Genomic DNA, 14,528 nt, shown 5'->3' on the forward strand with positions numbered 1-14,528 from the left:
CAAGATTTCAGATCTGACATCAAAGTGCGAAGCCCACCGACAGCTGGATGGTCTGGCTTTTCCACTTGTCTTTGGTGGTAATGTCGTTGAGGTTGTTGAGGCCCACACCGTAGCGGCCGGTAAAGCGCAGCTTGGAGAGGTGGATCTGGGCGCCGCCGAGGAGCGAGAGGTCGCCGCCTTTGAAGGCTTCACTGCCGTTCTGGAGGAGGTTCTTGTCTTTGTTGATCAGCACGCCGAACTGCGGGCCGGCCTGCAGCGAGAGGGCCTTGCCCACGTGGTAATTGAGCAGGATGGGGATCGAGAGGTAGTTGAGCTTCACGTTGCCGGAGCGGGCGTCGGAAAAAGCATTCTGGTATACCTGGCGGAAGGCGGTGTCGTAACGGCCCTGCACCTGGTTGAAGAGCAGCTCGGGCTGGAGGTGCCACTTTTTGCCGAGGCCGATCTCCATAAAGGCGCCGAGGTGGTAGCCGGTCTGGAAGCCTTCCTGGAAGCTGCGGCCTTCGATCTTGGTGAGGTTGACGCCTCCCTTGGCGCCGATGTTGAACTGGGCGGAGCTTACCTGCGCGGCCAGGAGGGCGGCGAGTACGAACGGTAGTCTTGCTTTCATGAAAATGAATTTCCCGCGTGCGTTCAACCTTCATGCCAAGCGCTGCTTTGGAGTCGTTAAAGAAAAGATAGGGCGGGCATTTGCATTTCTGTCACCGCCGCAAGCGGCTGCCATTCACTACAGAGGTTGGCGGGTTTCTCGCAGAGACGCTCCCGAAGCCTCGGGAGACGCGGAGCACGCAGAAGAATGGCCCTGCCTGCGGCAGGACGTTCACGTGGCGACGCGGCGGAGAGCGGCGCGGCGACATGTCATTGCGAACGTGGCGGCGCGTCAATGCGAGCGCAGCGAAGCTGACTCCCACGTTGCGCGGAGTGTTCCGTAAGCCAGCGTTAAGTAGGGTCTTCAAAAAAGTAAGTTATGATTCGCTGAATGGCATTTTGTTGCGATGGATTGCCTTAACAGGTTTTACGCGTAACAAGGGAACCTTCGGCAACCTCATACCGACGATGCGGTGCCCGTCCTTCGCCTTCGACAGGGACCTTCCGCGCGATGACGGCCACACCGATCAACGCAATATTCTCTGCGCCTCCGCGTCTCCGCGTCTTCGCGAGAAACCCGCGTGCCGCTTTGAGAACAGTCAGGCGCTTGCGCCGGCAACAAAGTGGCCGCTGTGTCGTCGTGTCGCCGTGCCGCTGTGTGAAAAACGTGCGCCCCGCCCCGGCGGGATAAACTCCGCGAACAGCACGCGCACAATCGGGGATGCGCTAGAAATACATGCCTACATTAAACCGGAACAGCCCGAGGAAATTGCGGCTGCCCGCGGGGAAATAGTAATTGAGCACGTACTGCGGCTGCAGGAAGATGCGCTTCCAGGAATACTCCACCCGTAGAAACCCGGCCAGCGACAGGGGCTGAAAATACAGCTGGTCGTCGAGCGACTGGTTCTCGGTGGCGATGAGCTCGTTGAGGTTGGTGGCCCGCACCACGCCATAGGTATTGGCGTTCTGGTTGAAGCCGAACTTTTGCGTACCGCTTGTGAACACCACCTGTGGCGTGATGCGGAGCGAGGCATGCTTCATCCCTACGTTGAGCCACCAGAAGTCGTGGCGTGCGGAAAGCGAGAGCGAGAAGTCAGAGATCGTTTCGTTTGTCCGTACCCGTGTGAAGCCGTCGGGACGCAGGCGCAGCGATGTGATATAGGCCTCCCGCTCGGCATACTCCTCGCGGCTGCCCCAGCCGTAGCTCACGAATACCGCCGGCTTCACCCACCAGCGCTTGTACGTAAAATAGGCCCCCACCTCGTTCTGCAGCGGCGTCGTATAGAACGGAAGGTCGCGCCGGGTGAAGTAGCGGGTGTAGTTGATGCCGGTGGCGAAGGCCGTTTGCTGAAAGTAATCGTAGGAAGCGGTGGCCAGGTACTGGAAGGCATTCAAACCCGTGCCGTCGTTGACCACGGTGGCCGACAAGTTGAGTCCGAGCCCCCCCTTGTGGTAATAGCCCACCGAAGGCGTGTAGGTGAGCTGCCGCTTCGCCAGCAGGTCGAAGGAGCCTTCCTGCTCGTAGTTGAAGTACGCGTCGTTGACGCCTATGTTCACCAGGAAAAACGTGCGCGGTGCCGTTACCGAATCCAGGAACTCCTCCATGTCGTCGAAGAGATCGTCGTAATAGGCGGTGCTGTCCACGAAGGGCTTGTCCCGCTTCTGTGCGGCCGCTTCGCCCCCACCGGCCAGCAACAACAGTATGATACAGCAACTCCAGGTTCTCATCATGACGGCAGTCAGGGCCCACCGGGGCCCGCCTCCCTTGACCCGGAAACAGCAAAGAAGTTTAATCACAGGTGCGCCGAAGATAGGAAACCAGGGAAAGTGTTTTGGATGGTTTTGTCCCGAAGCCTCGGGAGGTTTTGAGAAGTTTTGAGGGGTTGCTGATGCCTTCGGGGCCTGCCGGAGCCTTGCGTGTCCCTTTCAATAAAAGCTGCACGAAACCACACAGAACTTATTCAATAAGCATCTTTTTCCCAACCCTTTCAAAACCGCTAAAACGAGTTTAGGCAAATTCAAGAAGTGTAATCTCCGGAAGAATGCCGACGCGGCCCGGATAGCCGAGAAAGCCGAAGCCACGGTTCACATAGAGCTTCTGCGCGCCTTCCTCGTAGAGGCCCGCCCATTGCTCATAAACGTACTGCACGGGGCTCCACCGGAAGCCGGGCAGCTCCACGCCGAACTGCATGCCATGCGTATGCCCAGAAAGTGTGAGGTCGATATCCTTGTATTTCGGGCGCACCTCCGCATCCCAGTGCGAGGGGTCGTGGCTCATGAGGATCTTGAACGGGACCGACTCGGTGCCGGGATAGGCCTGGTCCATCTTGCCGTACTTCGGGAAGCGGGCCTTCGCGCCCCAGTTCTCGATGCCGATCAGCGCGATCTGCTCGCCGCCGCGCTCCAGCAGCACGTGCTCGTTCATCAGCAATCGCCAGCCCATCTCCGCCTGCAGGTCTTTCAGCCGCTGCAGGTTGGCCCGCTTGTCGTCGAGGCGCTCCCAGTTGTGGTAGTCGCCGTAATCGTGGTTGCCCAGCACGGAGTAGACACCCATCGGGGCCTTCAGCTTGCTGAAGATATTCGTATAGGGCTCCATCTCCGCAGCGATGTTGTTCACGAGGTCGCCGGTGAACAGAATCAGGTCGGCGCCGAGGCTGTTGATCTTCTCGATGCCCCGCTGCACGGCTGCCGGGTCGGTGAAAGAGCCGCTGTGCACATCGGAGATCTGTACCACCTTAAGCCCGCGGAAGGCGGCCGGCAGGTTCGGGAACTGCAGGCGCACGGTGCGCACCTTGTAGGCGTACTTGTTGCCCATGCCGTACAGCAGCCCGCCAAAGAGCGTACCTCCGGCGGCAAGCCCGAGCCAGGAGAGGAAGAGCGAGCGCGAGATGCCGGCGTCCTTCTGGATCTGCCCGCCCTCGGTGTTGTTGAAGAAGAGGCGCCCTGCAGCCCACTGGAAGAGGCGCCGGATGTCATCGAGCAGGAAGAACACGCCCGCAATGAGCTTGGCAAAGAAGAGGCCCACGATGGTCACGAAAAGCGCGTTGCGGAACGGCTTCGGCAGCCCCGAGTTGTTGATGGCGGGCATGAACAGGAAGGAAAGCACCATGAGGGCCGATAGCGTCCAGTGGATGCCGAAGATCACGGAGCGGGTGCGTGGGCTCGCGCTGTGGGTCACCGCCTTGAGGATGGCAAACACGTACCAGTCGAGCAGCAGCATGAGCACCAGGATGATCAGGCCGGAAACAGAAAAGCGCATGAAAGAAATTTAGCTTCCGCAAGTAACGGCAGTTCCGCTGAATCTGGACAGCCCGGGGCCGACCGGTCGGTTAAAGAGGCTAAAAAGTCCGGTAAGTTGCGGAAATCGGCGGTGAAAGGGAGAACAGGTTTTGGGGGTTTTGGAGGTTTTGGCTCCGCCCGCTGTTGTCCTCCTGGTCGAAGTGCAGCGGGGTCGAAGGAAGATCAGGCGGGCAGCAGCACATGAAACTCGGCGCCTTCGCCCGGCTGGCCGGTTGCCCAGATCTCGCCGCCATGCCCCCGCGCCACCTTGCGGCACAGCGCGAGCCCGACGCCTGTTCCGGAGTAGCTGCCCTTGCCATGCAGCCGCTGGAAGAGCGTGAAGATGCGCTCCGCCTCGCCGGGGTCGAAGCCGATACCCCGGTCGGAGAAAACGATGGCGTGGTACTCCTTCCGCGAATCGAGGTCGGGAAATCGCTTCAGGTCAGACTCCGATGCCCTGCCTGCGTGGATCCTGAGCTCCGGCGGCACACCGGGCTTGCTGTATTTGAGCGCGTTGCCCACCAGGTTGGTGAACAGTTGCAGGAGCTGGTGCGGTACGCCCGGCACCGTCGGGAGCGTGCCGGCGCTGATGACCGCCCCAAGCTCCTGGATACGGAGCTCATGGTCCTGGAGGCTCGCCGTAAGCACTTCGTTGAGGTCTACCGGGCTCAGGTGGAGCGACTGCTGCTGCACGCTCGAAAATTCAAGGAGGTCTTCCACGAGGTTGCGCATCCGCAGCGCGGCGCCCTGGATCCGGTGCAGCGTCGGCAGCTGCGATTCGGGCAGCCCCCGCTCCAGCGCGTCGGCAAAGAACAGGATCTTGCGCAGCGGCTCTTTGAGGTCGTGCGAGGCGATATAGGCAAACTGCCCGAGCTCTTCGTTGGAGCGCTTCAGCGCGAGCGTGCGCTCCGACACCAGGGCCTCGAGCGTTTCGGCAAAGGACTTCTGCTCATGGATGTCGGTGGACACTCCGAGCCAGTAAAGGATGGTCCCATCGGTATCGCGGATGGCCTCGGCTCGGGCGGAGTGCCAGCGCAGAACGCCGTCGTGGCGCCGATAGCGCATTTCGGCTTCGTAGGTCGTGCCCGCTGCGAGGCATTGGCGCCACCTGGCCAGCAGCGCGGGCTGCTCGTTCTCCGGCACCACGCCGGCCCAGCCACCGCCCAGGGCCTCTTCCGGCGCCTGGCCGGTATAGGCGTACCAGCGCTCGTTGAGGTACTGCACGAAGCCTTCGGGCGTGGCGGTCCAGGCCATCTGGGGCAGCGCGTTGAGCATCCGCTTCAGCCGCTCTTCCTCGCGCTCGGCCCGCTGGCGGGCCAGCACCTGGGCCGTTACCTCGAAGCCAAAGATCATGACGCCGGCGGTGCGCCCGTCTACGAGGTAGGGCGCATATACCATATTGAAGTAGATCGTGGAATCGCGCCCCTCGTTTTTCCAATCAGCCACACCCGGGAACTCGTAGCCATAAACGGCGGTGCCGGTGGCATAAACGGAATCGAGCATCTCGAAATAGCCCTGCCCGGCAAGCTCGGGCGCCACCTCCCGCGGGGTGCGGCCCACGAGCTGCCTGCCTTCGTACAGCTTCTCGAACAGCGGGTTGGCAAAGGTGCAGCGCAGCTCCGCCCCTTCGAGGATCATGATCAGGGCGGGCGCCTGCATGAAGAGGCCGGTCATGTTGGGATCGGCGCCAAGGGGGCTTGCGGAGTGGGTAGACATACAGTTAAGGGCAATCGGGTGCAAGATACGCCGCTGAACGGGATGCACCGGGCGCTTTCCCGAAGGCAGGGCTGCCGGTGCCCCACCTCCGGAGAACCTTCGTAAGACGGGACGGCCTTCCGCTACCGGTTACCGCGCATAGGAACGACAACCACGCTTTACCCCGGCCCGAACCGGTGCTGGCTGCGTATCGCCACGGGCGCCCGGATTCCCGATTGCAGATTCCCGATTCCCGCCCCGAAGCTTCGGGGCTGTTTGCCGATTCCCGTTCTTGCCACCTCCGCACAAAGCCGTATTTTTGCGCCTAACGCATTGGCTATGAAACTGACCTATTACGGGCATGCCTCATTTTCCGTGGAAGCCGGTGGGAAACACCTGCTGTTCGACCCCTTCATCACCCCTAACGGGGCGGCGAAAGACGTTGACATCAACCAGATCCCGGCCGACTACCTCCTCCTCTCCCATGGCCACGGCGACCATGTGGCCGACGCGCCGGCGATCGCGAAGCGCACCGGTGCCACCGTCATCGCCTCCGCCGAAGTGGCGGGCTGGATGGAGCAGCAGGGCAGCGCCAACAACATCGGGATGAACCATGGCGGCAAAAAGTCGTTCGACTTCGGCACGGTCAAATGCGTCAACGCGGTCCATTCCTCGGGGCTCCCCGACGGAAGCTACGGCGGCAACCCGATGGGCTTCGTGGTCACGGCCGGCGATAAGAGCTTCTATTACAGCGGCGATACCGCCCTCACGATGGACATGCAGCTCATCCCGCGCTGGGCCCGCATCGACTTTGCCGTGCTCTGCATCGGCGACCATTTCACGATGGGCTACGAAGACGCCGTGGAGGCCGCCCGCATGGTGGGGACGCAGACGGTGGTAGGAGTACACTACGACACCTTCCCGCCCATCGCCATCGACCGCGAGGCAGCCAAAGCCGCCTTCGCCGCCGCCGGCATCCGCCTCCTGCTCCCCGCCATCGGGGAGACGATCGAGCTTTAGATCTCAGATGTATGATCTCGGATCTTAGATCTGGGGCCAACTACCAAATATTGACCACTAAAGATCACAGATCCGCGATCTGAGATCAACAGATTAGAATTATGGCTAGAATCATTGGTGTAGCAAACCAGAAGGGCGGCGTTGGAAAGACCACTACGGCCATCAACCTGGCGGCCTCTTTCGGCGTGCTCGAATTCCGGACGCTGCTCATCGATGCCGACCCGCAGGCCAACAGCACCTCGGGCGTCGGCTTCGACCTCCAGAACATCACGCAGAGCCTCTACGACTGCATGGTCAACAACGCGTCGGCCCGCGACGTCATCCTCAAGACCGAGATCCCCAACCTCGACCTCATCCCCTCCCACATCGACCTCGTGGGCGCCGAGATCGAAATGATCCACTACCCCAACCGCGAGAACGTGCTCAAGCAGCTGGTGCAGGCCGTGAAGGACGACTACGACTTCATCGTGATCGACTGCTCGCCCTCGCTCGGCCTCATCACCGTAAATGCCCTTACCGGCGCCGACTCCGTGATCGTGCCGGTACAGTGCGAGTTCTTTGCCCTCGAGGGCCTTGGCAAGCTGCTCAACACCATCAAGATCGTACAGAGCCGCCTCAACCCCGAGCTCGCCATCGAAGGCATCCTGATGACGATGTACGACGGCCGCCTCCGCCTCTGCAACCAGGTGGTGGGCGAAGTGCGCCGCCACTTCGAGGAGCTCGTGTTCAATACCATCATCCACCGCAACTCGCGCCTCTCCGAAGCCCCCTCCGTGGGCAAGCCCGTCATCCTCTACGACGCGAACTCCAAGGGGTCGATGAACTACCTCAACCTCGCCAAGGAGATCCTGCAGAAGAACAACATGACGCGGATCTCGCAGGAGGAAAGAACACTTGAAGAGGATTTGTGATTTCAGATTTGAGATTTCAGATTTGTTTCCGTTCGACCAGACTTTACCTATTCGTTCCCGCCTCTCCGGCGGGACTTTTATTTAAAAGCCTAACCGTCGCCGTAAGGCAAATCACAAATCCGAAATCTGAAATCTGAAATAATTTTAGGGGTTTCACAACAGGTTCCACGTGGGATTTTTCCGGTACCTTCGTCGCCATTTCGAACCGTGTATGAGTACTTCCAAGAACAGTAATAAAGAGGCGCTGGGCAAAGGCATCCGCTCGCTCCTGCAAAATATCAACTCCGACCTCAAGACGCCCACCGGCGACCTGAAGCCCGCCGCGGTGCAGGAAGCGACGAGCATCCTCCGCATCCCCGTCGACGCCATCGAACCCAACCCGAAGCAGCCGCGCCGCGACTTCGACGAGACGGCACTGCAGGAGCTCGCCACCTCCATCGGGATGCACGACATCATCCAGCCCATCACGGTATCGAAGATCCCCGGCGGAAAGTACCGCCTCATCTCGGGCGAGCGCCGCTGGCGCGCCTCCAAGATCGCCGGGCTCAAAGACATCCCCGCCTATATCCGCCAGGCCAACGACCAGGAGCTCCTTGAGCTCGCCCTGCTCGAGAACCTGCAGCGCGAAGACCTCAATGCCATGGAAGTGGCCCTCTCCTACAAGCGCATGATGGAGGAACTGACCTATACGCAGGAGCAGGTGGCCGAGCGCATGGGCAAGGACCGCTCCACGGTCACCAATTACATCCGCCTGCTGAAGCTGCCGCCCGACATCCAGGTGGCGGTGCGCAACGGCCAGATCTCGATGGGCCATGCCCGCGCCCTCATCAACGTAGACACCATCGACAAGCAGCTCTATATCTTCGAGGAGATCCGCGCCAAGGGCCTGTCGGTGCGCCAGACCGAGAACCTCGTACGCACCTTCTACAAGGAGCCCGGCGACAAGCGCGAGCCCATCGTGCCGAGCCTGCCGCCCGCCTTCAAGAAGATCGAAGACAAACTCGCCTCCCACTTCGCCACCCGCATCAAGATGCGCCACGCCAAGAACGGGTCGGGGCAGATCACCTTCGATTACTATTCGCTCGAAGAGCTCAACAAGCTCCTCGACCTGATGAACGTGACGATCGATTAAGAAACGTGAGCCGTGAGCCGTGAACCGTGAGGGGAAAGCCGCGGCATCCTTTTTTTAGAGCAACGGGCAGGCGCTTTTTTCTGAACAGGATACATATGAACCGCAGGATCCGAAAACTATTCAACCCCCTTCTGGCAGCAACGCTGCTCCTGGCTACCGCACAGGAAGGCCGCGCCCAGCGCATCGACGACTCTACGGGAAAGACGGTGAACATTTCGGCCGCGGTGGCTTCCGCCAATACCGACCGGAAGATCGACTCGGTGCACCGGAATCACTCGGTCCGCAAGGCCTGGACCCGCTCGGCCATGGTGCCGGGCTGGGGGCAGATCTACAACCGCAAATACTGGAAGGTACCACTCGCCTGGGCCGCCGTGGGCGTGCCGGTGGGCATCTTCGTCTATAACCTCACCTGGTACCGCCGCACGCGCTTCGCCTACACCGCCCTCGTCACCAATAACGCGGCCGACAAGGCCCGGGTGCACCCAAAGCTCCAGGGCTATATCCAGTTCAACAACGCCGGCGCCCTGCAGTTCCTCCGTAACGAGTTCCGCAAAGACGTGGACTATTCGTTCTTGTTCATTATCCTGGGCTGGGGCCTCCAGACCGTTGACGCCGCGGTGGACGCCCACCTCAAGACCTTCGACGTCAGTCCTAACCTGAGCCTCGACCTGAAGCTGAAACCCGGCTACAGCGAGCTCGCGGGCACCAACGGGATGAGCCTTGTGCTGGCGATCAAATAATTCAAAAGTCAAAATTCAAAAGTCAAAAGGGTGTCCTTGAGCGGAACGCCCTTTATTTTTTGTAGTTGTACCTAGGTTTGAAATCTAAAAGCAAAAGCGCCGTCTAAGGCCGAATAGCTTTGCCTTCTGCAGGTGCCCCCAACCGATGAAAACTCTTCGAACGTAAGCGTTTTTGAATTTTGACTTTTGAATTTTGACTTCCCTGGGAAAAGCCGGCGGAGTAGCGACTTCCTTACCCATAGACCAATAAACCAATAGACTAATAAACGTCCTACTTTAGCGCCATGAACATCGCACTCATCGGCTACGGGAAAATGGGGCATATGATCGAGGGCATCGCGCAGGAGCGCGGCCACCACATCACCCTGCGGATCTCCATCGACAACCTCCACGAGTTCACGGAGGAGGCGCTCCGGGGTACCGACGTAGCGATCGAATTCACGGCGCCCGACGCCGCCTTTGGCAACGTGCAGCGGCTCCTCCAATGGGGCATTCCCGTAGTGAGCGGGTCTACCGGCTGGAACGAGCAATTACCCGAGGCGAAACGCATTTGCGAGGAAACCGGCGGCGCTTTTCTCCACGCCTCCAACTTCAGCGTGGGCGTCAATATCTTCTTCGAAGTCAACAAGATGCTGGCACGCCTCATGAACGCGCAGCCGGCCTACGACGTGGAGCTGCTCGAGATCCACCACACCGAGAAAAAAGACGCCCCGAGCGGCACTGCCGTAACGCTGGCCGAGCAGGTGCTCGACGCCCTGGACCGGAAAGACCGCTGGGTGAAGGAAAACGCACAACAGGAAAGCGACCTCGCCATCCGCAGCGAGCGCACCGACCCTGCTCCCGGCACGCACCACGTACGCTACAGCTCGCCCGTCGACGACATCGAGATCGTTCACACGGCACACAACCGCCAGGGTTTCGCCACCGGCGCCGTGCTCGCGGCAGAATTCATTGCCGGCAAGAAAGGGATCTTTACCATGAAAGACGTGCTGCAGTTCTGAGCCGCCCGGCCAGAACCCTACCCACTATTGGGTATAAACAAGCCCTTCCGTGCGGCGTCTCAGCGTTTTTGCATACCTTTTCTATACCAAAGACCTTAGTAGCTTATGCGGAAAGCCTTCTTTCCGGGTGTGTTTGTATTGTGCAGCCTGCCCGCCTTCAGCCAGAAAAAGATCGACAGCCTCCACGCCCTGCTGCGCACGCCGCTGCACGACACGATGCGCCTGAAGGTGCAGGTGCGCCTCGGCGAGCTGCACGCGCGGCGTTTCCCCGACTCCACTATCTACTATTCCCGCGCCGTGCTCGCCGCACCCGATGCACCCGCGTTTTACCGGTACAAGGTCCAGGCGGCCAATGCGCTCGGCATGGGCCATTACTTCAAAAGCGAATACCCACCCGCCGCGGCGGCGTTCGCGCAGATGCACCTCCTCGCCGAAAAAGACCGCGACCGCAAGCAGATGGCCATCGCCCTCAACAACGAAGGCAATATCTACATCGAGACGGGTGAGCATGGACGCGCCCTGGAGCGCTACCGGAGGTCGCTCGTCATCCGCGAAGCGCTCAAAGACTCGCTCGAAATCGCGATGGCCTATAACAACATCGGCTTTGTATACAAGGATATCGGCGATTATGAAAAAGCCGCCACCAACTTCCTGGTAGCCATGAAAACCTATGAGCGGATGAACCGCTCGGGCGGCGTGGCCATGAGCCTTAACAACATCGGGATCGTTTTTTTCCGGAAGAAGGATTACACACAGGCCCTGGAATACTACCTGCGGGCACTGGCCCTTCATGAAAAGAATGGTAACCGCGACGGTCTCGGGATCAGCCTCATCGCCGCGGCCGCGGCGTATACGGAGCAGGGGCGCTACGACGACGCGCTACCGATGCTGGAGCGGGCCCGGGTCATCTATGAAGATGCGAAGGATGCCCGCCAGCTCGCCACCGTGAGCAAGACCATTGGCGACGTGCTGCTGCGCCGCAGTGAAACGGCGAAGGCGGTGCCCTACCTCGAAACGTCCCTCTCCATCGACCAGCGGATCGGCAACCGGCGCGCGCTTCCCTCCTCCTACCTCACCCTGGCCTCCGCGCTGGTACGGCTCGGCTCTTACCCGAAGGCCCGTCCGCTCATCGATAGTGCCACTGCCCTCGTTACCGCGAGCAGCAACAACCAGGACCGGAAAACTCTTTACGAGGTGGAGGCTGAGTACCACCAGGGCATCGGCGAGTATGCCAGGGCGCTCACCTTCGCCCAGGAGTACAACAAGCAGAAAGACGCGCTGCTGAACGAGGCCAACGTCAAATCGCTGAACGACCTGAAGGTCAAATACGAAACGGAAAAGAAGGAAGCCGCGATCGCGCTCCTTACCAAGGACAACGACATCAAGGCCCTCGCGATCCGCAACCAGAAGCTCGAGCTCGCCCAACAGCTGTATGAGCTCACGCAGAACAAGCTGGCCCTCTCGGAAGCCGACCTTATCCTCGCCCGCAACGAGCTGCAGCTGGAAGGACAGCAGCGGACCATCCTGAAGCAGCAGCTCGACTCCACCCAGCGCGTGCGCAACATCCGCGAGCTGGAGCGCCAGACGCAGCTCCAGGCGCTCGAGATCCATAACCGCCAGCTGCAGCTCGACCGCCGCACCGCGCTGCTCGGCCTGCTTGGGGCCGTAGTACTACTGGGCAGCGCCCTCGCCTGGTCGTTCTACCGGCGCCGGCGCCTCGCCCACGAAGCCCGCCTGCAGGCCGCCATTTTGCGCGAGCAGGAGCTCGCCACCAAGGCCATCCTCGAAGCGGAGGAAGCCGAGCGGCAGCGGATCGCCAAGGACCTCCACGACGGCGTAGGCCAGATGATGAGCGCCGCCCGCATGAACCTCTCCGCCTTTGCGCACCGGGCCGGCTTCACCGATGCGGATACCGAGCGCGACTTCGGCAATATCATCTCGCTCGTCGACGACAGCTGCCGCGAGGTGCGCCACGTATCGCACAACATGATGCCCAACGCGCTGCTCAAGAACAGCCTTGCTGCCGCCATCCGCGAGTTCATCGGCAAGCTCGATCACAAAGCCCTCGAGGTGCACCTGTACACCGAAGGCCTCGACGAGCGCCTCGACGCCAACGTGGAAACGGTGCTCTACCGCGTGATCCAGGAAAGCGTCAACAATGTGATCAAGCACTCCGGCGCTACCACGCTCGACATCTCGGTGGTGCGCGAGCCGGGGGAGATCAGCGCCACCATCGAGGACAACGGGCGCGGCTTCGTGCCCTCCGCCGACGGCGAAGGCATGGGCCTGCGCAACATGCGCACCCGCGTGGGCTACCTCAAAGGCACCGTCGACTTCGACTCCCGGCCGGGTGAGGGCACCCTGGTCGCCATACATGTTCCGCTCTGATTGTTTTACCTATTTTGCCGATTGAAATGAACAAGATCTCCCTGGCTTTCGTAGACGACCACCAGATCGTGATCGACGGGCTGCAGTCGCTGCTGCGCGACGAGTCCCGCTTTCATTTCGCATTTGCCACGAACGATCCCACCGAGGTCCTCGGCCGCCTGCGCACCGAGCAGGTAGACGTACTGCTTACCGACGTAATGATGCCCGGCATGGCCGGCAATGTACTTGCCCGCGAGGTGCGCCGGGCCTTTCCCGACATCCGGATCCTGGCGCTTTCGATGAGCGGCGAGGGAACGCTGGTCAGCGAAATGATCGAAGAGGCCAATATCTCGGGCTACGTGCTGAAGAACATCGGGCGCGAGGAGCTGGTGCACGCCATCAGCAAGATCGCCGCGGGCGGCCACTACTTCGGCGAGGAGGTGCTCCGCGAGCTGCAGCGTAACGATGTGCGCAAACGCGAGAACACTGAGGCGCACCTGACCTCCCGCGAGGTCGAGATCATCCGGCTCATCGAAAAGGAAATGAACAACAAGCAGATCGCGGGAGAGCTGTTCATCTCCGAGCGTACCGTGGAGACCCATCGCAAGAACATCTTCCGTAAAACAGGCACCAACACCGTGCTCGGGCTCATCAAATACGCCTACGAGCATCGCCTCATCGGCTGACCGCAACCAGCAGATCGTTTCATTTCTGAACGAATACGTTTAGCACTAATCTTCTCCAGGTGATACAGCCGGGTTCGCAAAGGCGCGGAAAAACCTGGAGCGCTAGGTAGGGAAAAAGAACGCCACGCAACTCTCCAAAAGAGCACCCGTTTTTGCAGGTATCGACGCCTCCGCCTTTCGTTAAGCGAAGCGTCGCGCAGGCGGGACATGCGCGGAGGCGTTACCACAGGTTGCAGCCTTCCTTTTAGGGGGTAGCCGCATCTACCAGCGAAATGAATGACTAAAACAGGTGCAGAGTGCCTCCGCGCATGCGTCGTACCCGCGACGCGCTCCACCTACGACGGGCAGGCGGCCAGGAAGAGAAGGCAAAGACCCCAACCGGGAAGCCCCCTTGACCCTCTTCGCACCCTTTGCGTACAAAATTTCCTTTGCGCCTTTGCGATAACCTGGAGCCCCGTAGAACTACATACCTTTTCGAGGGCGAGAAACGGACTACCGCTCCCGCAAACGACCTATGCCTGCCTCACCGTACGACCACCTTCGCTTTTGCTACGACCCGCCCGGCCGGCGTACCTCCTTTCCAAGTTCATGAAAGCCGTGATAAGCCGCCTGCTCCCGCAGGATCGATACTATGGCTTCATGGGTAGCGTGCGGCCAGGTTATGGGCAGGTGTACTTCCCTGCCGCCTTCCTTCAGGGCAATCACCAGGTAATGACTCCGCGCGTCTCCCTCCTGTTTCTCCAGCTCGAAGAAATAATAGATGTCCCTCCAGTCGATGAGTCGCAGCCGTTTTTGGAAGAGTCCGCGCCCGTGCCAGATGCCGCTCCGGTCGAGGTGCAGGTAGGGCTCCCGGTCGGGCCGGGCAAACACCGTGAGGTACATCCAGATGCCGAGCAGGACACCGCCACCAAGTGTGAAGGCGGTGAACACTTCACCACTATACAGCATACGTGCGAGCAGGATTACGGCACCGATCACCGAGAACACAACCGCCTGCTCGCGCGGGATGGGCTTGGCAAAGACCTGCAAGTCGGGTGGTGAGGGCTGCTGCTCCACGCACCTAAGGTACGAAGCCACAAAAAAGGCCGCGGCAGGTGCCGCGGCCTCTCATT

The 14,528-nt window shown here is 60.5% G+C and carries 12 protein-coding genes; 7 read left to right on the plus strand and 5 right to left on the minus strand.

Annotated elements, in window-relative coordinates; all coding sequences use genetic code 11:
- Positions 1–19: 19 nt before the first annotated feature.
- The 4 genes from ABD937_RS13065 to ABD937_RS13080 all read right to left on the minus strand — a co-directional run bounded on the left by ABD937_RS13065 (position 20) and on the right by ABD937_RS13080 (position 5,580).
- Complete coding sequence (locus tag ABD937_RS13065; protein ID WP_345256191.1) at positions 20–607, minus strand: porin family protein; 588 nt, start codon at positions 605–607, stop codon at positions 20–22.
- 704 nt (positions 608–1,311) lie between these two features.
- Positions 1,312–2,316, minus strand: coding sequence for a hypothetical protein (locus ABD937_RS13070; RefSeq protein ID WP_345256192.1), 1,005 nt, complete (start codon positions 2,314–2,316; stop codon positions 1,312–1,314).
- 277 nt (positions 2,317–2,593) lie between these two features.
- Positions 2,594–3,844 carry a metallophosphoesterase gene (locus tag ABD937_RS13075; protein WP_345256193.1) on the minus strand — a complete coding sequence of 417 codons (1,251 nt, stop codon included), beginning with the start codon at positions 3,842–3,844 and terminating at the stop codon, positions 2,594–2,596.
- A 203-nt stretch (positions 3,845–4,047) separates the two neighbouring features.
- Positions 4,048–5,580 carry a sensor histidine kinase gene (locus ABD937_RS13080; protein ID WP_345256194.1) on the minus strand — a complete coding sequence of 511 codons (1,533 nt, stop codon included), beginning with the start codon at positions 5,578–5,580 and terminating at the stop codon, positions 4,048–4,050.
- A 318-nt stretch (positions 5,581–5,898) separates the two neighbouring features.
- Between ABD937_RS13080 and ABD937_RS13085 the strand changes: the two genes are divergently transcribed.
- The 7 genes from ABD937_RS13085 (at position 5,899) to ABD937_RS13115 (ending at position 13,416) form a co-directional block, all read left to right on the plus strand.
- Positions 5,899–6,579 (plus strand): metal-dependent hydrolase, encoded by a 681-nt coding sequence (locus ABD937_RS13085; protein WP_345256195.1) that lies wholly within the window; start codon positions 5,899–5,901, stop codon positions 6,577–6,579.
- 101 nt (positions 6,580–6,680) lie between these two features.
- A complete protein-coding gene (locus ABD937_RS13090) occupies positions 6,681–7,490 on the plus strand; it encodes a ParA family protein (RefSeq protein WP_345256196.1) in 810 nt (269 codons plus the stop codon).
- Between the two features lie 211 nt (positions 7,491–7,701).
- Positions 7,702–8,622, plus strand: coding sequence for a ParB/RepB/Spo0J family partition protein (locus tag ABD937_RS13095; protein ID WP_345256197.1), 921 nt, complete (start codon positions 7,702–7,704; stop codon positions 8,620–8,622).
- 95 nt (positions 8,623–8,717) lie between these two features.
- Positions 8,718–9,362 (plus strand): DUF5683 domain-containing protein, encoded by a 645-nt coding sequence (locus ABD937_RS13100; protein WP_345256198.1) that lies wholly within the window; start codon positions 8,718–8,720, stop codon positions 9,360–9,362.
- Positions 9,363–9,646: 284 nt separating this feature from the next.
- On the plus strand, positions 9,647–10,363 hold the full coding sequence (dapB, locus tag ABD937_RS13105; RefSeq protein WP_345256199.1) for a 4-hydroxy-tetrahydrodipicolinate reductase: 717 nt from the start codon (positions 9,647–9,649) through the stop codon (positions 10,361–10,363).
- 105 nt (positions 10,364–10,468) lie between these two features.
- Positions 10,469–12,751 (plus strand): tetratricopeptide repeat protein, encoded by a 2,283-nt coding sequence (locus ABD937_RS13110; RefSeq protein WP_345256200.1) that lies wholly within the window; start codon positions 10,469–10,471, stop codon positions 12,749–12,751.
- Between the two features lie 26 nt (positions 12,752–12,777).
- A complete protein-coding gene (locus tag ABD937_RS13115) occupies positions 12,778–13,416 on the plus strand; it encodes a response regulator (RefSeq protein WP_345256201.1) in 639 nt (212 codons plus the stop codon).
- A gap of 549 nt (positions 13,417–13,965) precedes the next feature.
- Here ABD937_RS13115 and ABD937_RS13120 read toward each other — a convergent pair.
- Positions 13,966–14,472, minus strand: a complete 507-nt coding sequence (locus tag ABD937_RS13120) for a hypothetical protein (RefSeq protein WP_345256202.1) — start codon at positions 14,470–14,472, stop codon at positions 13,966–13,968.
- Positions 14,473–14,528 lie beyond the last annotated feature (56 nt).

The organism is Flaviaestuariibacter amylovorans, assembly GCF_039541815.1.
Taxonomy (GTDB): Bacteria; Bacteroidota; Bacteroidia; order Chitinophagales; family Chitinophagaceae; genus Flavisolibacter; species Flavisolibacter amylovorans.

Excerpts from the sequence above, each read along its gene's own strand:
- ABD937_RS13085 (WP_345256195.1), top strand. The coding sequence starts at position 5,899 with ATGAAACTGACCTATTACGGGCATGCCTCATTTTCCGTGGAAGCCGGT.
- ABD937_RS13100 (WP_345256198.1), top strand. The coding sequence starts at position 8,718 with ATGAACCGCAGGATCCGAAAACTATTCAACCCCCTTCTGGCAGCAACG.
- ABD937_RS13075 (WP_345256193.1), bottom strand. The coding sequence starts at position 3,844 with ATGCGCTTTTCTGTTTCCGGCCTGATCATCCTGGTGCTCATGCTGCTG.
- ABD937_RS13070 (WP_345256192.1), bottom strand. The coding sequence starts at position 2,316 with ATGATGAGAACCTGGAGTTGCTGTATCATACTGTTGTTGCTGGCCGGT.
- ABD937_RS13115 (WP_345256201.1), top strand. The coding sequence starts at position 12,778 with ATGAACAAGATCTCCCTGGCTTTCGTAGACGACCACCAGATCGTGATC.
- ABD937_RS13065 (WP_345256191.1), bottom strand. The coding sequence starts at position 607 with ATGAAAGCAAGACTACCGTTCGTACTCGCCGCCCTCCTGGCCGCGCAG.
- dapB (WP_345256199.1), top strand. The coding sequence starts at position 9,647 with ATGAACATCGCACTCATCGGCTACGGGAAAATGGGGCATATGATCGAG.
- ABD937_RS13080 (WP_345256194.1), bottom strand. The coding sequence starts at position 5,580 with ATGTCTACCCACTCCGCAAGCCCCCTTGGCGCCGATCCCAACATGACC.
- ABD937_RS13110 (WP_345256200.1), top strand. The coding sequence starts at position 10,469 with ATGCGGAAAGCCTTCTTTCCGGGTGTGTTTGTATTGTGCAGCCTGCCC.
- ABD937_RS13090 (WP_345256196.1), top strand. The coding sequence starts at position 6,681 with ATGGCTAGAATCATTGGTGTAGCAAACCAGAAGGGCGGCGTTGGAAAG.
- ABD937_RS13095 (WP_345256197.1), top strand. The coding sequence starts at position 7,702 with ATGAGTACTTCCAAGAACAGTAATAAAGAGGCGCTGGGCAAAGGCATC.